Origin of the sequence: Pseudomonas sp. DNDY-54, assembly GCF_019880365.1 — a bacterium.
Taxonomy (GTDB): Bacteria; Pseudomonadota; Gammaproteobacteria; order Pseudomonadales; family Pseudomonadaceae; genus Stutzerimonas; species Stutzerimonas stutzeri_P.
On record NZ_CP082271.1, the window covers coordinates 1,569,914 to 1,592,846 of the forward strand.

Annotated in this window: 23 protein-coding genes; 11 read left to right on the forward strand and 12 right to left on the reverse strand. The window is 58.7% G+C overall.

The window, feature by feature from the left end:
- Positions 1–80 precede the first annotated feature (80 nt).
- Positions 81–4,316: a DUF6701 domain-containing protein gene (locus K4O48_RS07400; RefSeq protein ID WP_260523708.1), complete on the forward strand. Its 4,236-nt coding sequence runs from the start codon at positions 81–83 to the stop codon at positions 4,314–4,316.
- Positions 4,317–4,709: 393 nt separating this feature from the next.
- Here the strand turns inward: K4O48_RS07400 and K4O48_RS07405 are convergent, their stop codons facing one another.
- From K4O48_RS07405 to K4O48_RS07440, 8 genes are all read right to left on the reverse strand, one after another.
- Complete coding sequence (locus K4O48_RS07405; RefSeq protein WP_222911388.1) at positions 4,710–5,111, reverse strand: META domain-containing protein; 402 nt, start codon at positions 5,109–5,111, stop codon at positions 4,710–4,712.
- Positions 5,108–5,545: a hypothetical protein gene (locus K4O48_RS07410; RefSeq protein WP_222911389.1), complete on the reverse strand. Its 438-nt coding sequence runs from the start codon at positions 5,543–5,545 to the stop codon at positions 5,108–5,110. Before K4O48_RS07410 ends, K4O48_RS07405 begins: the two co-directional genes overlap by 4 nt.
- 448 nt (positions 5,546–5,993) lie before the next feature.
- Positions 5,994–6,788, reverse strand: a complete 795-nt coding sequence (locus tag K4O48_RS07415; RefSeq protein ID WP_222911390.1) for a dienelactone hydrolase family protein — start codon at positions 6,786–6,788, stop codon at positions 5,994–5,996.
- A 221-nt stretch (positions 6,789–7,009) separates the two neighbouring features.
- Complete coding sequence (locus K4O48_RS07420; protein ID WP_222911391.1) at positions 7,010–7,606, reverse strand: cytochrome c3 family protein; 597 nt, start codon at positions 7,604–7,606, stop codon at positions 7,010–7,012.
- Between the two features lie 10 nt (positions 7,607–7,616).
- Positions 7,617–8,099, reverse strand: coding sequence for a nitrate reductase cytochrome c-type subunit (locus tag K4O48_RS07425; protein WP_222911392.1), 483 nt, complete (start codon positions 8,097–8,099; stop codon positions 7,617–7,619).
- Positions 8,100–8,110: 11 nt separating this feature from the next.
- Positions 8,111–10,615 carry a nitrate reductase catalytic subunit NapA gene (gene napA, locus K4O48_RS07430; protein WP_222911393.1) on the reverse strand — a complete coding sequence of 835 codons (2,505 nt, stop codon included), beginning with the start codon at positions 10,613–10,615 and terminating at the stop codon, positions 8,111–8,113.
- Entirely contained in the window at positions 10,612–10,872 is a 261-nt protein-coding gene (locus K4O48_RS07435) for a chaperone NapD (RefSeq protein ID WP_222911394.1), read from the reverse strand. Before K4O48_RS07435 ends, napA begins: the two co-directional genes overlap by 4 nt.
- 67 nt (positions 10,873–10,939) lie before the next feature.
- Positions 10,940–11,110 carry a periplasmic nitrate reductase, NapE protein gene (locus tag K4O48_RS07440; protein WP_248497323.1) on the reverse strand — a complete coding sequence of 57 codons (171 nt, stop codon included), beginning with the start codon at positions 11,108–11,110 and terminating at the stop codon, positions 10,940–10,942.
- A 286-nt stretch (positions 11,111–11,396) separates the two neighbouring features.
- Between K4O48_RS07440 and K4O48_RS07445 the strand changes: the two genes are divergently transcribed.
- Positions 11,397–12,581 (forward strand): MFS transporter, encoded by a 1,185-nt coding sequence (locus tag K4O48_RS07445; RefSeq protein WP_222911396.1) that lies wholly within the window; start codon positions 11,397–11,399, stop codon positions 12,579–12,581.
- Positions 12,582–12,604: 23 nt separating this feature from the next.
- Here K4O48_RS07445 and K4O48_RS07450 read toward each other — a convergent pair whose 3' ends face one another.
- The 4 genes from K4O48_RS07450 to K4O48_RS07465 all read right to left on the reverse strand — a co-directional run bounded on the left by K4O48_RS07450 (position 12,605) and on the right by K4O48_RS07465 (position 15,357).
- Positions 12,605–13,099, reverse strand: coding sequence for a SprT family zinc-dependent metalloprotease (locus K4O48_RS07450; protein WP_222911397.1), 495 nt, complete (start codon positions 13,097–13,099; stop codon positions 12,605–12,607).
- 54 nt (positions 13,100–13,153) lie between these two features.
- Positions 13,154–13,819 carry a Yip1 family protein gene (locus K4O48_RS07455; protein WP_222911398.1) on the reverse strand — a complete coding sequence of 222 codons (666 nt, stop codon included), beginning with the start codon at positions 13,817–13,819 and terminating at the stop codon, positions 13,154–13,156.
- A gap of 170 nt (positions 13,820–13,989) precedes the next feature.
- Positions 13,990–14,589, reverse strand: coding sequence for a Yip1 family protein (locus tag K4O48_RS07460; RefSeq protein WP_222911399.1), 600 nt, complete (start codon positions 14,587–14,589; stop codon positions 13,990–13,992).
- Between the two features lie 138 nt (positions 14,590–14,727).
- Positions 14,728–15,357 (reverse strand): DNA-J related domain-containing protein, encoded by a 630-nt coding sequence (locus K4O48_RS07465; protein WP_222911400.1) that lies wholly within the window; start codon positions 15,355–15,357, stop codon positions 14,728–14,730.
- A 113-nt stretch (positions 15,358–15,470) separates the two neighbouring features.
- Here K4O48_RS07465 and ttcA point away from each other — a divergent pair, with 113 nt between their 5' ends.
- The 9 genes from ttcA to nhaD all read left to right on the forward strand — a co-directional run bounded on the left by ttcA (position 15,471) and on the right by nhaD (position 22,900).
- The gene (gene ttcA / locus K4O48_RS07470; protein ID WP_222911401.1) at positions 15,471–16,295 is read left to right on the forward strand and encodes a tRNA 2-thiocytidine(32) synthetase TtcA; all 825 of its coding nucleotides are present in this window, start codon (positions 15,471–15,473) and stop codon (positions 16,293–16,295) included.
- A 303-nt stretch (positions 16,296–16,598) separates the two neighbouring features.
- Complete coding sequence (locus K4O48_RS20475; protein ID WP_260523709.1) at positions 16,599–16,724, forward strand: hypothetical protein; 126 nt, start codon at positions 16,599–16,601, stop codon at positions 16,722–16,724.
- A gap of 272 nt (positions 16,725–16,996) precedes the next feature.
- Entirely contained in the window at positions 16,997–18,067 is a 1,071-nt protein-coding gene (locus K4O48_RS07475; RefSeq protein ID WP_222911402.1) for a 3-deoxy-7-phosphoheptulonate synthase, read from the forward strand.
- A gap of 96 nt (positions 18,068–18,163) precedes the next feature.
- Positions 18,164–18,835, forward strand: coding sequence for a DNA-3-methyladenine glycosylase I (locus K4O48_RS07480; RefSeq protein WP_222911403.1), 672 nt, complete (start codon positions 18,164–18,166; stop codon positions 18,833–18,835).
- A 115-nt stretch (positions 18,836–18,950) separates the two neighbouring features.
- The gene (locus tag K4O48_RS07485; protein WP_222911404.1) at positions 18,951–19,703 is read left to right on the forward strand and encodes an NAD-dependent deacylase; all 753 of its coding nucleotides are present in this window, start codon (positions 18,951–18,953) and stop codon (positions 19,701–19,703) included.
- A gap of 66 nt (positions 19,704–19,769) precedes the next feature.
- Complete coding sequence (locus K4O48_RS07490) at positions 19,770–20,417, forward strand: C40 family peptidase (RefSeq protein WP_222911405.1); 648 nt, start codon at positions 19,770–19,772, stop codon at positions 20,415–20,417.
- 82 nt (positions 20,418–20,499) lie between these two features.
- A complete protein-coding gene (locus tag K4O48_RS07495; protein WP_222911406.1) occupies positions 20,500–21,027 on the forward strand; it encodes a C40 family peptidase in 528 nt (175 codons plus the stop codon).
- Positions 21,028–21,147: 120 nt separating this feature from the next.
- Complete coding sequence (locus K4O48_RS07500; protein ID WP_222911407.1) at positions 21,148–21,465, forward strand: hypothetical protein; 318 nt, start codon at positions 21,148–21,150, stop codon at positions 21,463–21,465.
- Positions 21,466–21,634: 169 nt separating this feature from the next.
- The gene (nhaD, locus tag K4O48_RS07505) at positions 21,635–22,900 is read left to right on the forward strand and encodes a sodium:proton antiporter NhaD (RefSeq protein ID WP_222911408.1); all 1,266 of its coding nucleotides are present in this window, start codon (positions 21,635–21,637) and stop codon (positions 22,898–22,900) included.
- Positions 22,901–22,933: the final 33 nt, after the last annotated feature.

Sequence of the window (22,933 nt, forward strand, 5' to 3'; positions counted from 1 at the left end):
TTAATCATGTTGCTTTGACACGTTACTGGGTTTTGGCTCTCGCTTTGCTATTGCCTGGTTGGGCGCACGCAGCGAGCTATATGTTTTATTGGGACGGATTTCTGATCTTCGGGGAATACACGACTAACACGCCCTGCACCCGAAACGGCTCAAACATCGATTGGACGTATAACTCTGGCACGTTTCGGTGTGCTGGGGCTGTAGTTCTAAAGGCTGGAGATACGCTGCAAGTTAATGCGCGCTATCTCAACAATATCACCGTTATCGCGGATGAAGGCTTCGTGCTGTCAGGCAATACTATCGGCACTAGCGGTAAGAATATTACGCTGAACAGCGGATATAGCCCGTTGACCGCGACCGGCACCAACGTCATTAACGGCTCTGTTATCGCCACCAGCGGTTCGATCTCGCTCACGGATGCCACCGTCAACGGTTCGGTCGAATCGCAAAGCGGTGCGATTACCCTGATCAACAGCTCGATCAGAGGTACGCTGACCAGTAGCGGCAACACCGAGCTCACCAACAGTTCCGTCGCGGGCGCGACACGGATCACTAACGACCTTACCGCTACCAGCGGCAGCTTTACCGGTAATGTGACTGTGAGCGGGGCATCCAGTTTTACCGGTGGTAACCTCGCGGCCAGCCTGATCGGCGGCGGCAGCGTAACGACAGCCAACGGCACGACGATCAACGGAAACCTGAGCAACAATTATGGTGCGGTCAGCCTCGACGGCGGGCGCGTCGGTGGCAGTGTCGATGCTGCGGCAGGAGTCGTGACCGGAGCCGGAACAGTTATCGCCGGTGCTCTGAGTGCCGGCGGTTCGGTTTCTTTGGATGCCGGCACTGTGGGCACTATTAATGCCGCGCAGGACGTCTCTACTAGCAATGGAACCGCTGTCACTGGCGCACTGACTGCCAGTGGAGATGTAACGCTAGGCTCGCGTAGTAGCATAGGCGGCAAGGTGAGTGCTCGGAAGGTGATCGCCAACGAAACAACCTTTAGCGGCGATATCACTGTGACTGCGGGCCTCGTTAAGCTAACCGGTGGTTCTGTCACGGGGAACATCGGCAGCAATTGCTGCACCATCACTTTGAATCAAGTGCAGGTCACCGGGAACGTAACTACCAGCCAGAACAATGTCGTGCTCGATGGCAGCACCGTTACAGGTAACTTGGTTACTACTCACAGAGTACAGTTGCTCAACGATTCCTTCGTCTATGGCGACGTTACCGCTGCCACTTGGGACAATTCCACCATCTATGGAACGGGGAGCAGCCACGTCTATGGCGTTTGCACCCCTTCAGCGACTAACCCCGACGATCTATGCGATGGTGTGATCGCGCCAACCTGCCTGATAAAGGATAAGCCCGATAATTTCGATCGCAGCGTGCTCGGCAGCGATTGGGCCGTCACCTCCCGCAATGGCGACTTTGGAGAGCCCCGCATCGTTGAGGGCCGGTTGCGCTTAACCGATGACAGTCCAGAGGTGTCCACCGGAGCAACCATTCAGCGCACCTTCCCGGCAGCGAATAACCTGATCACCGTTACGTTCAAATATTATGGCTACTCCAGCAAGGGTACACGGGGTGCTGATGGCATAGCGCTGATTCTATCCGACGCCCGCGTCACGCCACAGCCTGGGGCGTTTGGAGGCTCCCTCGGCTATGCGCAGAAGACTGGAATCTCCGGCTTTGCCGGCGGCTGGCTGGGCATCGGGTTTGACGAGTTCGGGAACTATTCCAACGAATCCGAGGGGCGCATTGGTGGAGTTGGCTCGCGTAGCGACACGATTGCCATTCGAGGTTCAGAGAACAGCAGCTTCCCATATCGCTACCTGACAGGGGTCGGCGCGGGTGAGATTGACAACGGCAGCTCGACCACCAGAGCGAGTCCTGGACACCTGTATCGGGTCACTATCGATTCGCGTGAGAGAGGCAAGACGCTTGTTACCGTCGAGCGCGACACTCGAGGTGACGGGAGAAACTACAGAACGCTCATCTCAGCGTATGACGTCCAGGCACATAGTTCGCAGGCCTCGGTGCCGGAAAATTTCTGGCTCAGCTTTACCGGTTCGACAGGAAGTTATGTCAACAACCACGAACTGGATGAACTTCAGGTGTGTGCCAACCGGATGGATCCGGTTGGCACACAAATAGACCATTTCGAGATCATTGCGCCTTCATCGGGGCTGACCTGCTCGCCTGTCCCGGTGTCCGTAAAGGCATGCCTGGATTCGGCCTGTACCTTGTATACCGAGGCGGTTACTGCTAAAGCGGTATTGTCGTCGGGCGGCGCAATAAGCAGTAGCGATACGCAAACCTTTTCTGGTGGCACAGGTAGCTTTTCACTCCACAGGACGACCAAGGGGAGCGGCACACTAGGTATCGCAAGCTCCAATCCATCGACCAAGCCGCTTAGCGAAACGCTCTGTAAGATTGGAACGGCGCCATTCAGCACCAGCTGTTCGCTCCAGTTCGTAGACTCGGGCTTCGTCTTCGATGTGCCGACCCAACTGTCGAACAAGCCTTCAACTGATGTCTTGGTTAGTGCGGTGCGTAAGGACGATATTACGCAGCAGTGCGTACCGGCGTTTCAGAACGTTGAGCGCGACGTGAAGCTCTGGACTGGCTATGTTACGCCCTCCACAAACGCTGGCCGATCGCTCGAAGTCAACGAGAGCGTGATCTCATCCGCGGAGTCTGCGCCGACGGCATTGAAGCTGACATTTGATAGCAATGCACAGGCGCCAATTTCGGTCCGCTATAACGACGCCGGCAAACTAGAGCTCAATATCCAATACAGCGGAAGCTCTGCCACTGGCGACAGCGGGTTGGATATGCGGGGCTCGGATCAGTTCGTGGTGAAACCGGTCGGCTTTTGCGTTGAGCCGACTGCCTGGGAGTCATCGCTAAACCAACGCTGTGACTTGGGTGACGCCAACTGTGATGTTTTTGTCGCGGCTGGCGATGGCTTTCCCGTTCGCTTCCGGCCGGTGGGTTGGGAGAGTGATGACGACCCCGACCTATGCCGTGGTAATGACACCACGCCTAACTTTCGTCATGGCAACATCGGCTTGGCTGCGGTACTGGTGGCGCCTGCTGATGGGGTCGAAGGCACGGTTGCTCTAGCAAAAAGCGGTGCCAGAACCTATGACCATCAGACGGAAACAGAAGGGTACAGAAGCTCAGAGGCAGAAGTAGTGCAGGAGGTGAAGCTTTCCGAGGTGGGCGTTTTTCGTATAAGTGCGACGCCCCAGAAGGCTGGGTATCTGGACGCAGAAACAGTGACGGGTGGAACGTCGGCAAATATAGGCCGAGTTACACCCGCCTATCTGGAGGCGAAGGGAACCGGCGAGCTCCAGCCTAGTTGCAGCCCGGGTTATACCTTTCAGGAACAGCCAATGAGGTTTTCCGAGCTTCCGAGCTTGACCATCACCGGTAAGAATCGCGACGGGATAACGACCAGCAACTACGATCGAGGTGCCTTCTGGAAATTCCCCAAAACCTGGTCCCCAGTCTTCTTTTCCACAACCGGGTTCGACTCGCTCGACCGGCGCATTCCCGCCAACGACTCGCCTGCAGAACTTGACTGCAGTCTGGAAAGCAGCAAGGCCGGCTGCGTTGCAGTCAGGCTGAAGGTTACCGGGGCAGAGGGGGGCAGCGAGACTGATACGACCGAAGGTGATGGTGCCAAGGCCTTGAAAATGCCTGTTTCATTGTTGCTTCAGTATCTGCGCGGTGCAACGCCAGACGGCAATGACAAGCTCTTCGATGCTCAAATCGAGGTTTTTACTGAGAAAGCGCAGCTTATGGATAGCGACCGCGTGTTCGTCGCCGATGCCGCTACGAGCTACCTGGCAAAGGATCATATGTTCATCATGGACGGAACGCAGATTCTCTTGGGTCGCTACAGGCTGGAGGGAGCAATGGGTTCGGAGCTCAGTCCCTTGCGCCTTCGTCTGGCGCTGGAGAGGTGGAGCGGCAGCGGATTCGTGACGAACACAGATCCCGTGGATGATCTCTGTGCTGCCGTTGACGATAACATCACGCTCGACAGCCCGAGCGGTAAGCTGACCGAAAGCGACCTTGCTGACATGACCGCGACACTGAGTGATGCGCTACAAGGGATGCGTCAGATCATTCTGAGTGAGCCTGGCGCCATGAAGGCTGGTAGCGTCCGGGTCGAGCCCCAGGTGCCCAATTGGTTGTATTTTGATTGGCTTGGCACAGGCCCGAGCAACCCAAGCGCTATAGCTACGTTCGGCGGCTATTCCGGTTCTCGGCCGCTAATCTTCCGCCGCGAAGTCTATCGTTGAGCCGACCAGGCTTCTCGTCGCATCATGCAAAAGAAAGGGCCGCTCATCGAGCGGCCCTTTGTCTGGCTGTAAAAGAGGGAATCCCTGGCCTGCCTGTACCAGGGTCCCCAAAACTGGTTACCTGGGTTGTTGCAGAGGGCGTGCCAATACTGGCAACTATCGCTGCGGTTGCTGCAGAAGACTCCCAAGGTGCAGCGTAAAGGTTTCGCTGTACCCCCTGAGCTGCAGAGATTATGCGGGTTTCAGTGGGCTTATCTGTGGCTTGGTAAGGATGCCTTAAGCGGTACGTCTGATTCCTGAGGCAAGTAGCGGGGATGATGTACTGGCTACGGCTCCGACTTTGCGCTTGCTCTAGAGGCACGCCCGAACCGGCGTGCACACCTATGGCGCAATTCAGTTCTGTTCCGGCCAAACTCGCAGCGGCGCGCCTTCGGTGGGCCAGAAGCGCAGTTGATCGATCTTGGAGACGTCCCAACGTTCGATCTGTGAGAGAAGTTCGAGGAAATGCTGCTCCTGCTTCATGATGTGTTCAGCGCACATTTTGCGAGTGCTGCCGATCTCGCTGAAGCGCAGCGTCTGCCCATCGAGCTGGTAGCTGGCGAACCAGTGATTGCAACCGGCGTTGCCGTAAGCGCGGTCTTCGCTGAATGTCAGCGAGACCGGGTTGCGGCCCACTACAGGGTCATCGCCGATCCATTCGGCGATATAGGTGACGTCGTTCTGCAGCGTCAGTGGTTCCACCGAGCAACCCGCAACGGACAAAACAGCTAAACCAGCCAGGACGAGGGTTCTCATGGCTGTGCCCTCTGGCAGGCAGGGCAGAGGTGTCGGCCGGCGTCGTTCTTCCAGCCCAGTTCGGCGATCCGTGCTTCGGCCGCCGGGGCGCGGGCGGCTTCGCCCTTGGCGGCGTCTACCGCGAACTCGAAATCCAGTTGTTTTCCGCAGCCATCGCAATCGACTTGCCAATTGATGATCGCCAGTTCTTTGAACACCGGTCCGTTTGCGACGGCCATCCACTGGCCTGGCGGGTTGATTAGGTGGCGAACCTTATCGACGGTCAGACGTTGGGAAAGCTCGCGGCTGCCTTTGAGCGTGACGATCAGCACATCGCCTGAGCGAACATTGCCGCCATTGCCAGTGACCTGATAGCGGCCCGGCGCTAGGGCACGGCATTCGGTCAGGGTGTGTCCGGGATTGAGCAGGGTGTAACGGAAATCGTGTTCGGCCATGACTCGCGATCAATCGAAGTGAGGGGGAGGTGCGGTGGGCCGTAATGCTAGCACGGCAGCGGGCAAAGGCTGCGTGGGGAGCAAGGCAAAGCGTTTAAGCAATCGAGCATCTCGATGCATCACCGACCAATCGGGTTTATGACGGTAGCGCTTTTTCAATCCCAGGCAGAAAAGCTAGTGGTAGGCCCCGGGGGTAACCTTATGGTGTCCGCCAGCACCTTGTTCTGGTAGGAGAGGGCGGGCCGAGTAGTGGAAAGGGTTGATGCCGGAATACAGCCCCAACCATAACGTCAGGTCTGAGATACCTGACGACTCACTAATACAGGGCCAATGTAGGAGCGGACCGCGCCCGCGATTCGCGCGAATGGCGGGCTCCTACAGTGTCCTCTGTCCTTATCTGTACAGCATTGCCAACCCGGCACGGCCAAGCTTCTAACTCTTAGCCTGCTTACGGGCGGGTATTCGCAAAGGTTTCGTCGAGAAAGACTTTCATATCATTCCAAGAGCGCTCATCGGCGGCTTTGTTGTAGGCCACGTCAACGCCTTTCGCCTGAAACGTGTCTGCGCCTGGGTTGGTAAAGCCGTGCTTGGCGCCGGGCAAGTTCACGAACTGATAGTCAGCGCCGGCTTTGACCATCTCTGCGCTCAGTGCAGCCACATCGTCTGCACTGACCATAGAGTCCGCACTGCCATGCTCGACCAGAACGCGTGCTTTGACGCTCCCTGGCGCCGCGCGCGTCTCCGTGGCAAGGGCACCGTGGAAGCTGACCACACCCTCTAGCGGTACGCCCTGGCGCGCCATGTCCAGCACAACCTTGCCGCCGAAGCAGTAGCCGACCGCTGCAAGTTTGGCGGTATCGGTCTGCTGTTGCTGCTTGAGCAGGTCGAGCCCGGCATTGAAGCGGGCCTTGGCGGCGTCGGCATCGGCCAGGGCGGCCTGCATGAAACTCATGGCGTCCTTTGGATGCTCGGTGTTTTTCCCTTCGCCATACATATCGATGGCCAGCGCGCTGTAGCCAAGCTCCGCGAGGTCACGGGCGCGACGTTTGGCGTAATCGTTGAGGCCCCACCATTCATGGACCACGACGACGCCTGGGCGCTTGCCTTCGACGGCATCATCGTAGGCGTAGTAGCCGACCATCTTGGTTCCGTCGGCCGCGGTGTAGGGGATTTCCTGAGTCTGAACTTCAGCTTGGGCGAGGGCACTGACGGTCATCAGTGCGCCGAGCAGGCGATAGCGCATGGTGGACTCCTTGTTGTAATAGACGTCGAACTGATCCGATAGATAACCGGAGTTCGACTCACACGCAACAAGGTCGTTCAACGACGTGGGGGAGGGGGAGACGGCGTGACTGCTGGGGCGCATCGATTAGCTAGATGAAGGGCAAGGTCCTTGCCTGTCTTCGGACTCGGTCCGTCTAAGAAAAAACGCCGCCTATCCTGGCGGCGTTTTGCTTGCATTGCTTACCAGCCTGGTACGCCATGCATGTCTGGCAAGCGGTGAGCGATGCCCTTGTGGCAATCGATGCAGGTCGCTTCGCCTTTGCCTAACGCTGTGGAGTGGAATTCGGCGGCACGTTTGCTCTGGCGTGTGAAGTCCATGAACTCGTAGTTGTGGCAGTTGCGGCATTCCAGCGAGTCGTTGGCTTTCAGGCGGCGCCATTCACGCTCGGCCATCTCGCGGCGCATGCCGAGAAACTTCTCGCGCGTGTTAATGGTGCCGAATATCTTGCCCCACACTTCTTTGGAAGCCTGCATCTTGCGTGCGATCTTGTCGGTCCATTCATGCGGGACGTGGCAATCCGGGCAGGTAGCGCGCACGCCGGAGCGGTTGGTGTAGTGAATGGTGTCCTTGATCTCCATGTACACGTTGTCTTCCATTTCGTGGCAGGAGATGCAGAAGGCTTCGGTGTTGGTCACTTCGAGTGCGGTGTTGAAACCTCCCCAAAAAATGATCCCTGCGATGAACCCTCCAAGGGTCAGTACGCCAAGGCTGTAATGCACGCTCGGTCGGCGCAGGACCGTCCAGTATTTCTTGAGAAACGACAGTATCGACTTCATCCAGGCGTCCTCACTGTTCGTTCTGTTCGTTTTCGCGATAGAGCAACTCGTCGATGTTCTCGAAGTCGTTCTCCACCAACGGTTTTACGTCGTGCTGCACGACATGACACTGGGTACAGAAGTAGCGACGAGGTGCGACGGTGCCGAGCGTCTGGCTGTCGCGATCGGTGAAGTGCGTGATGCTGATCATTGGCGCCTGTGTGCGTGCACTGTTGGCGCGGCTGTGGCACGACAGGCACTTGTTGCTGTTGGTGTCGACCTGGTAGCCGCGAATGGTGTGCGGAATGGTCGGCGGCTGCTCGGGATAGTTGCGCTCGCGCTTCAGATCCTTGTTTTCCTCGTCCTTGAGCGGAGGAGGGGTGAATTCCTGCGTGATGGTGCCACCCGGACGGCGGCCGTCCGGGGCGGGTGCATCGAGCGGGTAATCGGGCCCGGCGGCCACGGCCAGGCCGAACACCGCGAGGAGCGTCAAAGGCAGTAAACGAAATTTCATGGCGACTCTCCTCAGGCGATGCTGACCACTTCGATCTTCACGGCGCATTTCTTGTAGTCGGTTTGCTTGGAGATCGGGTCGGTAGCGTCGAGGGTGACCTTGTTGATCAGTTTATTGGCGTCGAAGAAGGGCACGAAGATCAAGCCTTTCGGCGGTTTGTTGCGGCCGCGGGTTTCGACTCGCGCCTGCATCTCGCCACGGCGGCTGATGACTTTGACCACGCTGCCGCGACGCGCCTTGAGGTCACGTGCGTCGTCCGGATGCATATACACCAGCGCATCTGGGACCGCTTGATGCAGCTCGTCGACGCGCTGAGTCATGCTGCCGGTATGCCAGTGCTCAAGTACGCGACCGGTGCTGAGCCAGAACGGATAATCCTGGTCCGGTACTTCGGCCGGCACTTCATAGGGCAAAGCAAAGATGATCGCCTTCTTGTCCGGGTATCCATAGAACTGGACGCCAGTGCCTTTTTCAACGTAAGGGTCGTAGCCTTCCCGATAACGCCAGAGGGTTTCCTTTCCGTCCACCACAGGCCAGCGTAGGCCGCGTTCCTGATGGTAGCGATCGAAGTCCGCCAGGTCGTGGGCATGGCCGCGGCCGAACTCGGCGTATTCTTCGAACAGGCCTTTCTGCACGTAGAAGCCGTAGTCTTCGGACTCCTGATTGCGGTAACCCTCCTCGATGTCCGAGGTCGGGAAGCGGTCGACCTGGCCATTCTTGAAGAGCACCTCGAACAAGGTCTTGCCTTTCAGATCCGGTGCCTTGGCGAGCAAATCGGCTGGCCAGACCTCATCGGTGGTGAAGCGTTTGGAAAACTCCATCAACTGCCACAAATCCGAACGCGCTTCGCCCGGCGCGCTGACAAGCTGGTGCCAGAAATGGGTGCGTCGCTCGGCGTTGCCGTAGGCGCCTTCCTTTTCGACCCACATCGCTGCCGGCAGAATCAGATCCGCTGCCTGGGCCGACACGGTAGGGTACACATCGGACACGACGATAAAGGTTTCAGGGTTGCGCCAGCCAGGCAGCACTTCCTGCATGATGTTCGGGCCGGCCTGCATGTTATTGGTGGCTTGTGTCCAGTAAACCTTGAGGCCGCCATCTTTCAGTTCACGGCTCTGTTGCACGGCGTGGAAGCCGGGCTTTTCCTGAATGGTGCCTTCCGGCAGTTTCCAGATTTTCTCGGTCACCGCGCGATGCTTCGGATTGGTGACGACCATGTCTGCCGGCAGACGATGAGAGAACGTGCCGACTTCCCGGGCGGTGCCGCATGCTGACGGCTGACCGGTGAGCGAGAACGGGCTGTTGCCTGGCTCGCTGATCTTGCCGGTAAGCAAATGGATGTTGTAGATCATGTTGTTTGCCCAGACACCACGAGTGTGCTGGTTGAAACCCATGGTCCAGAACGACATGACCTTGGTTTTCGGGTCGGCATAGAGCTCGGCCAACGCCTTTAGACGTTCGGCGGGCACACCGGATTCATGCGCGGCGTGTTCCAGGGTGTAAGGCTTGAGGAACTCGGCATAGTCTTCAAAGCTAATGTCCGTCCAACTACCGGCGACGGCGGCGTTTTCCGCCTTCAGCTCCCGAGGGTCGGTCGGACGCAGGCCGTAGCCAATGTTAGTCGCACCCTTGGCGAACTTGGTGTGGTTCTTGATGAAGTCCTGGTTCACCGCGCCACTCTGGATGATGTGGTTGGCGATGTAGTTGAGGATGACCAGGTCAGTCTGCGGGTTGAACACCATTGGGATGTCGGCAAGGTCAAAGCTGCGATGCTCGAATGTCGACATAACCGCGACTTTGACGTGCGGCGCGCTCAGGCGACGATCAGTCACGCGGGTCCAGAGCACCGGGTGCATCTCGGCCATGTTCGAGCCCCAGAGCACGAAGGCGTCGGCGACTTCGATGTCGTCGTAGCAGCCCATCGGTTCGTCCATGCCGAATGTCCGCATGAAGCCGACGGCGGCGGAGGCCATGCAATGGCGGGCGTTCGGGTCGAGGTTGTTGGAGCGGAAACCGGCTTTCATCAGCTTGTTCGCTGCATAGCCTTCCCACACGGTCCACTGGCCGGAGCCGAACATACCAACGGAACCCGGACCGCTTTCTTTTAGCGCTTTCTTGTACTTCTCCTCCATGACGTCGAAAGCCTGTTCCCAGCTGACTGGCTGGAACTCGCCTTGCTTGTCGTACTTGCCGTCTTTCATCCGCAGCAGTGGCTGAGTCAGACGGTCGGTCCCGTACATGATCTTCGACAGAAAATAGCCTTTGACACAGTTGATGCCGCGATTCACCTCGGCCTTGACGTCACCGTGGGTCGCGACAACACGGTCACCGCTGGTCGCGACCATGACCCCGCAGCCGGTGCCACAGAAGCGGCATGGTGCCTTGTGCCACTTGAGGGCGGTGGCGTCCGGGTCGGTAACCAGGTTGCTGGCGCTCGTAGCGATCGGTATTCCCGCCACGCTAGCTGCTATAGCCGCGGCGTTGGCCTTGGCAAATTGACGTCGAGTGAGGCTCATTCAGGCTCTCCTTCGGAGGTGAGGAGTTCGTGATAAATCAGGGCGGCGTTCAGAACGCCGGGCATCTGTTGGATATGGCTTATCGTGTCGAGGATACGGCTTTCATGCTCGGCCTCGAGGACCACGACGACCTTGCCAGCGGCGCTCTCTTGGTGCAGCTCCGTTCCAGGTAGCAGCACCAGATTGCGTTTGACCGCTTCGAGCAGCTCGGGGCGACAATGCACGAGCAAGCTCGCAATATGCAGGGCGTTATTCATTTTTATTGTGAAGCTCCGCCTGCGCCGAGAAAGGCAGGCAAAAGGGCAGTTACGGATGGGGCGGCTATCAGCTCGGCGGACCGGGAGGGCCGAAGATCATCTGGCTAATCCAGACGATAAAACCGTAACCAGAGACCATTGCGACGCTCAAAAGCGGGAAGAGAAAGACCAGGAGAAAGACGAATAGCCGTGTTTCCTCCGGCTTGCCCACGGATGCGGGATCGGTATGGTGCGGCACTGCGTTCACCTTCAAATCCAAGTGTTGTGCTGGGAGTCTAGAAAGTGTCAGCGGCTTAATCAAAGTCATTCGTCTACTAAACATAAGGTTATAAGCGCTAATTGCGGTTTCGTTGATCTACCTCAACAACTCAGGAAGACATGTTGTCCAAAGGGCTGGCGAGGTTGTCATGGCCGAACGCTTCTGTTAGCGCCGCTTGGTTTTCTGCGCTTGAGTTCGCTATGTAGGACTGTGTTAGGCTCCGCGGCTTTTTTGCTTGCGCCACTCGCGGCGAATGGGTGATTGAATGCTTGGTGAATCGCACGGGTCTCACCTTCAGCGCGGAACCTCTGCTTACCGCCGCGCCACGCTAGCTCTGTTCTGCGCCGGCTTTGCCACGTTCGCCATGCTTTATTGCGTGCAACCGCTATTGCCGTTGTTGGCTGACTATTTTTCCGTTTCAGCGGCCAGTAGCAGCTTGGCCTTGTCGTTAACCACGTTGTCGCTGGCGCTCTGCCTGTTGGTGTCGGGGGCGCTGGCGGAAAGTTGGGGACGCAAGCGCGTCATGGGGCTGGCCTTAGGACTCGCGTGCCTGCTCGGTCTGGCCTGCGTCACTGCGGAATCCTGGACGCTGCTGCTTTTGTTCCGCGCTCTTCTGGGCCTTGCGCTCAGTGGGCTCCCTGCTCTGGCTATGGCCTATGTTGGCGAAGAGTTCGCCCCCGAATCCCTGCCGGCGGCAATGGGCTTGTATATCGGCGGCACCGCGCTTGGCGGGTTGCTGGGTCGGTTACTGTCGGGCCTGTTGAGCGACATCGGCGGCTGGCAACTGGCGCTTGGAGGAATCGCTGGTTTGGGATTGCTAGCGCTGGGCTTGTTCGTCTGGTTACTGCCTGCCTCGCGGAATTTCACCGCGCAACCCCTGTCGCTGCGCGTATTGCTCGCCAACTTCGCCGAGCATCTGAGCAACCCTGTCTTGCGCAATCTCTTTCTGCAGGCGTTTCTGCTGATGGGTGGCTTTGTCGCGCTGTTCAACTACATCGGCTTCCGCCTGGCTGAGGCGCCGTTCGGCCTGTCTTCGACCGTGATTGGCCTGCTGTTCGTCGTCTATCTGGCGGGGATATTCAGTGCGGGTTGGGCGGGGCGGCTGGTTCCGCGTCTGGGGGCGCGAGCAGTGCTTCAAGGCGGGGTAGGGCTGATGCTGGTGGGTGTGGCTTTGTGTGCAACGCCCTGGCTGGGTGCCATCATTGTCGGGCTTGCGCTGTTCACGTTGGGCTTTTTTGCTGCACATGCCGTGGCGAGCGGGCAGGTGGGGGCGCATGCAAAGGGGGCCAAGGCTCAAGCCTCGGCGCTGTACCTGTGTGCTTACTACCTGGGATCAAGTGTGGTGGGGTATGCAGCAGGCTACGTGTGGGAGCATTCGGGCTGGCTGCCGCTGATGGCGGTGCTGGCTGCACTCTTTGTGCTTGCCGCGTGGCGGGCCAGGACGCTATAGAGGGAGCGGCGGGGCAGCAGAACTCACTCGATTCGCTGTTCTCCGCTGAAAACCAGGGTGGCCCGGCAGCTGCGGCAGAAATAACGTCGGCCTTTTCGCACCAGTGCGTGGCGCTGCGGGCTGAACGGGAAGTCCTGACCGTCACAGGCGCAGCGATAGATATAGCGGCTGGTCTGCCGGCCGCGAATCTCGTAGCTGTGGCAGCGGTCGGGTGTCAGTTCGTAGACACCTCGCATGATCGATCGCCACTCTTCGCCATGCGGGCGGATCCGGCCCCCAAACATCTGGTGCGCAATCAAGTGCGCAACCTCGTGAGCTACGGTTTGCTTGAGAAAATGCTCCCGATTCTCTTGGTACAGCTGCGGATTGAAGCGCAACTGATTGGTGTTGAGGTGCGCAACGCCCGCTTTCTGGCCGCGCAATTTGAAGCTGACCTGCGGGCGCATGAAGCGCCTGCTGAAAAAAGCCTCGGCCTGCAAGTAGCAGGCCTCGACACGTGCATGTAGGGTTTCGGGCATAGGGCCTCCGAAGAAGCCCGGAATTATGCCGTAATACGTCTAGCTGACAACCGCTCAGAGACCGCCGGGCTCTTCTTGAGGACGCTCTTCCTGAGTGCCGTAGCTCTGATTCTCCTGCACGGTGCGCTCGTAGTTCGGCTGGAGAAACTGCGACCAGAACAGAATCATCGAGATCAGCACGGTCACCATCACTAGCAGCGCTACACCCCAGATTGAGCTCGCATAGAGAAAACTTTGCGAGCTGCGCTGACGCATGAAAGCTGGCAGGCCGGTGAACAGCAGGTAAGTGGAGTAGATGCCGGCAATCAGCAGGACGATGGCTGCGAACCAACGATTTGGGTACAGCCCGGTTACACCGGCGAGGAGGAACGGAGTAATGACGTAAGCGATAAAACCGATGCATTGGTTGAGATTCGGTCGTACCTCAAACGCTCGAGCCATCCACCGTACGAAAAAACCCATGATCACAGTGCCGATAATGATCGTGATGTACAGCAACAGGCACAGCTGAAAAGCGCTGGCAAAATCGAGCCGTACCCGCTCCGCATCGACGAGACTCCAGCCGACAAAGGTGACACCAATAAAAAGGCACGCTGCAGGGATCAGCGCCAGCAACAACAGGTGCATCAGGTAATGCAGGCTGTGGGCGTCTTCCTTTTGGCGGATGGTTTCCCAGGCACGATCGGGCCGGGTGAATAAGCTGATGAATTCTGGGGTCATGAAGCCTCCTAATGCCGATGCTTGAGCGCAGCTGTTGCTGATATAGACGCTCAAGCGCGACAGGGATTCAAACCATGACCGTTAACGGAGTGGCGAAGGACAAACGTGCGGGGGCGTGTAGCGCGGACGCCGACGCGAAAGGCATCGCGCCGGCGGACTAGGCGACTGTCTTAGCGGATGTAGATCGGGCCGACGCCCATGCCCCACATGATCACCGACAGGGCGATGATTGCGACCAGTACCACCAGCCCGACGGCCAGCACTGAGCTAGAGAACAGGAATCCCTCATCAGAGGGGATGTTCATGAAGGTCGGTAACCCTACGTAGAGCAGGTAGGTGGTGTAGCAGATCGCCGCCGTGCCAACGATCATCCCTAGCCATATGTGTGGGTACAAGGCTGCCAAGCCACCGATGAACAAGGGCGTAGCGGTGTACGCGGCGAACACGACGCACTGCACCAGCGTGGGGTTGGCGTCATAGGTGCGTGACATCCAGTGGATGAACCCACCCATTACTGCGACACCCGCCAGCATGGCCAAATAAGACAGAAACGTGAGCTGAATTGCGCTGCTTTCCGTGAGCTTGACCGCTTCACCGCCGCCGATGCTCCAACCGACTTGCGTAGTGCCAATGAACGCCGATATGGCGGGTATCGCTGCCAGGACCATGACCTCCCCAAGGTGCAGGTTCCCGACGTTGCGTTCTTCTCCAGTGATCTCCTGCCATTCCTGGCCTGGGTGAGCAAACAGTCCCCATACGTGATTAATCATGCCAGCGTCTCCTCGGTTTTGGAGGGTCGCTTCGCCTGGCGTGCCGTCAGTTGGACGGGCGTGCGACCTTAAGTCGCAGTATAGGAAGTTGACGATACGGCGTACCCCGCCTGGTTAGAGCGATTGGAAGCTATTCGCTCAGCGGTAATAGCGTTCCAGTATTTCCATCGCCAGATTGATCGACTGGATCCGTGTTGTGCTGCCACCTCGGTCAGGATGGTGGATGCTGACAAGCTGGCGGTAGCGTCGCTTGATGATAGGCAGGCTCAGCGACCCAGCTTCTTGATCCAGCTCGAACAACTCAAGGGCCGCACGCTTCTGATCCGGGTCCCAGACTTCATTCCGATCGCCGATGAAGTCCCCGCGCATTCGCGACCAGAAGCTCGACAGCAGGCGCTCCACTTCCTGTTCATCGGTGTCGCGCAGATTGGCCATGTTCAGGTAGTAGTCGCGCAGTGGGTCATTCTCCACAACACCGCTGGCTCCAGGTACGTAGGGCTGAAGCTGAACACACAGCGGCGAGATCACAACGTTGTTACGTTGCTCGGCCCGTAATTGGTCGCGCAGACGATACAGTGCGTTGAAGACGAGAAAATGGGTGCGGAACAGCACCAGCTTGTCGAGGAGCGGGAGGTGCGGGATATGCGTGCTGTGCCGGGCTTTGAGTTGTTGAATCAGCTGGTATTCGCTGCAGCCCTCCGGCTGTTCGCTTAGCAGCTTGAATATATGCTCGGCCAGGTCCATCTCGGGTTCGAGGTCATCGTTCATGCTGGCAAGCCTAGCACAGGGCCAGCAAGGCAAAGAGCTGTAAGGAATGGGGTAGGGCGCGGCGCGCTTTACGCGTAAAATGCGCGCCTTTCGCATCACACCGGACTCCTGACATGGGCAACCTTTCGGTCAACCAAAACAAACTGCAGAAGCGCCTGCGCCGCCTGGCCGGCGAGGCTGTCACCGATTTCAACATGATCGAGGACGGCGACAAGGTCATGGTCTGCTTGTCAGGCGGCAAGGACAGCTACACCATGCTGGACGTGTTGCTCTACTTGCAGAAAGTAGCCCCGATCCGCTTCGAGATCGTCGCGGTGAACATGGACCAGAAGCAACCAGGCTTCCCCGAACACGTGCTGCCCGAATACCTCAAGTCCATCGGCGTCGAGTATCACATCGTCGAGAAAGACACCTATTCGGTGGTGAAGGAAAAAATTCCGGAAGGCAAGACCACCTGCTCGCTGTGTTCGCGTCTGCGGCGCGGCACCCTTTATACGTTCGCCGACGAGATTGGCGCGACCAAGATGGCGCTCGGGCATCACCGGGACGACATTCTCGAAACGTTTTTCCTCAACATGTTCTACGGCGGTACGCTGAAAGCCATGCCGCCGAAGTTGCTGTCCGATGACGGTCGCAACGTGGTGATTCGTCCGTTGGCCTATTGCAATGAAGCCGACATCGAAGCCTATTCACAGATGAAAGGATTCCCGATTATTCCCTGCAATCTCTGCGGCTCGCAGGAGAATCTGCAGCGTCAGGTGGTCAAGGAGATGCTCCAGGAGTGGGAGCGCAAGTCGCCGGGTCGCGTTGAAATCATGTTTCGTGCCTTGCAGAACGTGGTGCCGTCGCAGCTGGCCGATCGCAATCTATTCGACTTCACCAGCCTGCGTATCGACAACGAAGCCACGCCGCGCTTTGTTGATGTAATGAGCCTGTAAAGCCGCGGTAGGTTCGATCGAAGTTGCAAGCGAAGCGGACGTTCCGGTTTCAGCGTGTCGTGGGTGGCGTTCCGGTGTGTTGCGTCAGCCCACTGCATCAAGACCACCCTACACATCTGACGACGAAACGCCGTCCGGCTCGTGCACGCCGCCGCGCATCACGTAGGGTGGGCTTCAGCACACAACTCAGGCCCGTTCATTCCCTCAATAACGTGTACTAAGGCGGAATGCCGTTTGGGCCGGGCTATACGCTTGCAGCGTCCCGCTTGCCGCAGTAAGGTAAGCGCCATTCAGGAGTTCAATATGTCCCTCAGCCTTGCTTCCCTCAGCCATGCAACCGCCGGTGCCGCACGCGCCGCGCATCTGCGTGGCCAGGTGATCGCCGCTGGTTATTACTTTGGGTATTGGTTTAGCCATAGGCGCGCCTGATACCCCGCAGGCGCCCTTGCAAGCAGGGTCGCCACCAGACAGTTTTCGAACCCCCGGTCGGCCACCCGACCGGGGGTTTGTTTTTTCCGGCCTTAAAAAAAGCCACTCGAACCGAGGAATGCACCATGTACAGCTACCGCAACGTTTACCGCTTCTACCGCTATGACTGGCGATTTTGCCGCTTCAATGCCGCCGCTCCGACACCTATAGACCGAACACTTCGTTAGTGCCGACGCGGCAGCCGTGCCGCGCAGGTCAAGGACCGCCAGATCATGAATGCATCCGTTTCCGCTCAACTCGCCAGCAGTAGCCCAGCCGTCACCCCAGCCAGACGCAGTACTCATCCGCTGCCCAGTCCCGCCGTGTTACGCCAGCGCCTTCCGCTGAGCGCTTCGCTCGCCGCTCGCACCCATGCCGATCGCAACGCGATCCGTGCCGTGCTGAGCGGTCACGATCCACGCTTGCTTGTCGTGGTCGGCCCGTGCTCGCTGCATGACCCCGAATCCGCCCTGGAATACGCCGAGCGCCTCGCCGAGCTGGCACCGCAGATCGATGATCAGCTGCTATTGGTCATGCGCGCCTACGTCGAAAAGCCGCGGACCACGGTCGGCTGGAAAGGGCTGGTCTACGATCCCTTCCTCGATGGAAGCGGCGATATGGCCGAAGGTCTGAGCCGGTCCCGGCGTCTGATGCTCGACATACTTGAGCGAGGCCTGCCGATTGCGACCGAGCTGCTGCAGCCCCTGGCGGCTGGCTATTTTGATGACCTGCTGGCGTGGGCCGCGATCGGAGCGCGCACCAGCGAATCGCAGATCCATCGCGAAATGGTGAGTGGGCTGGACGTGCCGGTAGGGTTCAAGAACGGCACCGACGGCAGCCTGGGTATCGCCTGCGATGCCATGCGCTCGGCGGCACATCCGCACCGGCATTTTGGTCTGGATGACCTGGGCCATCCGGCGCTGCTGGAAACGCGTGGCAACCCGGACACCCACTTGGTGCTGCGTGGCGGCCACGGTGCGCCAAACTATGACGCCGCGAACGTTGCTGCGGCGCGCGCGGCGCTCCAGCAACAGGGCATTGCCCCGCGCATCATGGTCGACTGCAGCCATGCCAACAGCGGCAAGGATCCGCTGTGTCAGCCTGCAGTGCTCGACGCCGTTATCGACCAGCGCTTGGCTGGTGATTCGAGTCTGCGTGGCGTGATGCTCGAGAGCCACCTTTTTGACGGCTGTCAGCCGCTGTCCAGCAAATTGCACTATGGCGTTTCCATTACTGATGGCTGTCTTGGATGGACGGCAACCGAGCAGATGCTGCGCCACACCGCCCAGCGGTTACGGCCATAAGCCGGACAAGCCCGACCGCGACGGTCGGGCTTGCGGGCCCAGGTTGCCGAAGGCACTCTGTTTGGCTCGTTTCTGAGCAACCTTTTCAGGACCCGCATGCGCGACTACAAATGGCTGCACGAATATTGTCTGAATCGGTTTGGTTCCGTCGGCGCCCTAGAAAGCCGACTGCCACGGCCAAAGACTCCCGACGAGCTCCGACGTGTCACAGACGACCGTTATCTATCGCTGATCAGTCTTCGGATATTTCGTGCCGGGCTCAAGCACAGCCTGGTCGATGCCAAGTGGCCGGCCTTCGAGGAGGTATTCTTTCGCTTCGATCCTGAGAAGCTGGTGCTGATGGGCGGTGAGCATATCGAGCGGTTGATGCAGGATTCACGGATCATTCGTCATCTAGGCAAGCTCAAGAGCGTGCCACGTAACGCTCAGTTCGTCCTCGACGTTACCCAGGAGCGCGGCAGGTTCGGCAATCTGATTGCTGACTGGCCGGTGACCGATATTGTCGGGCTGTGGCGTTACCTAGCCAAACACGGCAGCCAGCTTGGAGGGCTGTCAGCGCCACGCCTGCTGCGCATGGCCGGCAAGGACACCTTCATCCCCAGCAATGACGTCGTGGCCGCGCTCAAGGCGCAAAAAGTGATGGATAAAGTGCCAAGCAGCCAGCGCGACCAAGCGGCGGTGCAGGCCTTGTTCAATCGATGGCATGAGGAGAGCGGCCGACCGATGTGTCAGCTCTCGACGATGTTGGCGTTCACCGTAAATCACTAGATCGATCGGATTCGAGCCAAAGCGTTCGCGCTGGGATCCTAACTGGACGCGCTGTCGTTCATCACATAGAAATGAGCCCGCGTTGCGCGGAGGGAGGGCGGCAGTGGACGAGGCCATGCGTCAGATCACCGAGGCGCTACAGCGGGCCGAACGCATTCTGGTCATCACCGGTGCCGGATTGTCCGCTGATTCCGGCTTGCCGACCTACCGGGGCGTGGGCGGGCTATATAACGGTCACACCGATGATGGCGTTCCGATCGAGACGGCGCTGTCCGGGCCCATGCTCCGACACGATCCGGCGCTATGCTGGAAATACCTCGCCGAGATTGGCCGCGCCTGCATCGCCGCCAAACCCAATCCTGGGCATCTTGCCATTGCCGAACTGCAGCGACGTAAACCGGGCTGCTGGGTACTGACGCAGAATGTCGACGGCTATCACCTTGCCGCGGGCAGCGCGCCGCAACGCCTGATTGAGATCCATGGGACGCTGGCGCCGCTGTACTGCATGGACTGCGGCGAGACGAGCGATAAGTTAGCGGCGCACCTTGCGCAACCGCTACCGCCGCGATGTGCCTGTGGCGGTGTTCTGCGGCCGCCGGTTGTGCTGTTCGAAGAATTGCTGCCGGAGCCGGCGCTGGGGTGTTTACGCGATGAGATAGAGAAGGGCTTCGATGCGGTGATTGCGGTGGGCACCTCGGCGAGCTTTGCCTACATCGTCGAGCCACTGTTGCGCACGCGCCATAGTGGCGGTTTTACAGCGCAGATTGATCCAGCCGCCAGCGAACTTTCGCAGATCGTGGATGTGCACCTCGCACGGGGCGCGTCAGACGTTTTGCCGCAGTTAGTTCGTCACATTTTCGGCGATTGAATTTGCTCATCGACAGTGGGAGCAGGCATAGTCCCGTCACTTCGGCTTTTTGACCTGTTTATTCCTATGCGTCAACGCCTCGTTCCTTTGATGCCTTTAATGCTCGTCACGCTGTTGACGGCCTGCGCTGTACAGCCTGAACAGGTTGAAGGGCCGATGGTTCCGGAGGGGTTCAAGTTTGACCTCACTGCATACACATCGCAGTCAGACGTTACGGATCAAGCCGCAACGGACGAGCCTACCGAACAGCAGCTCCGCGAATTCGCGGATGACCCGCGCTACCAGTTACCCGCTCTCGCCGATAGCGTCTTGGAACGCGGTTTCAAGCTGGTAGGCACCCCTTATCGCTACGGCGGTAGCTCGACCCGCACCGGCTTTGATTGCAGTGGTTTCGTCGGTTTCGTTTTTCGCAAGGAAGCTGGCCTCGAGCTGCCTCGCTCCACGCGCGAAATGATCGAGTTAGACGCGCCGAAAGTTAGCCGCAGCGAGCTGGAGCCGGGCGATGTGGTGTTCTTCAATAATCGTGGCCGCGGCCGGGTCAGCCACGCCGGCATTTATATCGGCGATGACCAGTTCATCCATTCCTCCAGCAGCCGCAGCGGCGGTGTGCGCGTGGACAGCCTCGACGACACCTACTGGCGCGCCAGCTTCATGCAGGCCAAACGTGTTCTGGCGATGACGAGCGATTCAACTTCCGCACCTGCTCATCACTGAGCCCAATAACGAAGAGCGCCAGTGTTGCATCCTGGCACACATGCCGGCAGAGTGATGGCTCCGTCACGTGGACCGCTCTGTCATGCCCTTTTTGGCCCGTCTTTTGACTGCTTTCTTGCCCGTCGTGCTGTTATCCGGTTGCGCCGGGAAGCAACCGGTCGAGCCCGTGGCGGTGATACCCACGATAGCGCCGCAACAAACAGGCGCCGCTGAGGACGTCTTGTTCACCGCGCTGGGGTTAGTCGGGACGCCGTATCGTTACGGTGGCAACACACCTGACGGCGGCTTCGATTGCAGCGGCTTGATCAACTATGTCTACCGTGGCGCAGCAGGGCTGCTGTTGCCACGTACCACGGGTGAAATGAGCCGCATAGGTGGTGGCGCTGTCAGGCGGGACGCCCTGCAAACAGGCGATTTGCTGTTCTTTGCCACCAGTGGCGGGCGTCGGGTCAGTCATGCCGCCATCTATGTCGGTGAGGGGCGCTTCGTTCATGCGCCGTCAAGCGGTGGAACGGTGCGTCTGGATAGTCTCAACAACCGCTATTGGCAAAAACACTACCTTAGCGCCAAGCGTATTCTGGACAATGAGCGCCTCGCCCAAAACCCCTGACTCGCTCCAGCTTCGCTGGAGTCGCCACGCCCTAGCCGCTGCGTTCGTGTTAGCCCTTCCCAATGTTGCCTCTTTACCGCGTCGTTTGTGCCTGCAGGCGTTGTCGGTGAAGGGGGGTAGATGATGACGTTGCGGCTGCCAGACCTACCTGACGCCTGCGAGCTTTGTCGACGGCAGGCACCACTGACTCGCCATCACTTGATCCCCAAGGCGTTGCACGGCAAACGCTACGTGCGTAAACGCTTCGCTCGGGAAGAGCGCATCACCGCAACGCTCTGGGTATGCCGCCCGTGCCATAACCAGATTCATCGCCTGTTCAGCGAGAAGGAGCTGGCCCTCATCTATAACAGTCGAGAGGCGCTGCTCGCGGATTCACGGCTGCGCATCTTTGTTGAGTGGTTGGCCGCAAAGCCAGCCGGGTTCGTTCCCAAGCACTAGTTACAGGCATCCGAAACCCGCATCGCAGCGCGTCGGAATAATCTCGAAATACTCTTAGCTTTGACATTTGTCAGGTGTCGATTTGTCGCACTTTGGCTATGATCGGCGCCCCAACTTCTCGGGTGCGCGTCCGCGCACAAACCGCTCCCCCCTTATCGTTAGGTGCCTTATGCCTGAAGTACTTCAGTACGTGCTGATCGGCCTTGCCGTGGCCGCTCTGCTCGGTGTCGTTCTGGAAGAGATAACCCATGTAAACAAAGCCAAGGTGACGCTGTTTTTTGGCACGCTGGCGTGGATGCTGTTATTCGTGTTTTCGCCAGAGGGTGCGGAGCGCGACCTGGTGCTCGAGAGCCTCAACGAGAACATCGCGGAGATTGCCGGGCTCTGGATCTTTCTGGTCGCAGCGATGACCTTTGTTGCGTATCTGAACAAGAAGGGGATGATCGAAAACCTGATCTACCTGGTGCTACCCAAGCAGATCAGTGAACGAAAGCTGCTGTTTCTGACGGCGACCTTCTGCTTCGTGTTTTCCTCGCTGGCCGACAACATCACAGCGACGCTGGTCTCCATCACGCTGATCATGTCGCTCAAGCTCAGCGCAGAAAAAACCATCAAGTACGCGGCACTGGTGGTCTTTTCGGTCAACTCGGGCGGTGTTGCGCTGATCACCGGTGACGTGACCACGCTGATGATTTTCCTTGCCGGCAAGGTGAAGATCCTGCAGCTGCTGCTCCTGGCCATCCCGGCATTCCTGGCCGTGATGCTGCTGGCGACGATGCTGTCGTTCGGCATGAACGGGCAGGTTCAGGTGACGAGCCATCGCACGGATGTGCGTCGCGTCGATGTCGCGATCGCGCTGATTTTTCTGGGCACTATCCTGTGCACCATCGTGGGCAACTTCTTCTTTCAGATACCACCGGTACTGACCTTCCTTACCGGCTTGTCGATCATGTTTCTGGTGGCGCGCTTCTTCAGTGACGACATCGAAACCGACCCGATTCTGGAGTACGTCCGACAGGTTGAGTTCGAAACGCTGCTGTTCTTCCTCGGCATCCTGTTGCTCGTCGGTATGCTCAAAGAGATTCAGGTCCTTGACGGGCTGGTACACATCTACGACCAGATCCCGGCGGTCATGGCCAATTACCTGATGGGTGTCCTGTCCGCGGCGATCGACAACGTGCCGCTGACCGCTGCGTTGCTGAAGTCCGGTCTTGAAATGGGCGTCGCCGAGTGGATGGTGTTGACGTATTCGGTGGGTGTGGGCGGTTCGTTGCTGGTGATCGGTTCTGCGGCCGGCATTGTCGCCATGAGCAAGGTGCCGGGGCTGACCTTCGGTAGCTACCTTCGCTACAGCCTATACCTATTCGTTGCGTTCAACCTTGGCTTTGTCGGGGTTTACCTCACCGGTCTGGCGGCTGCTGCGGCGATCGGCTGAGGTCCATGTTGGTCAGTGGGCTGAAAAACGGCC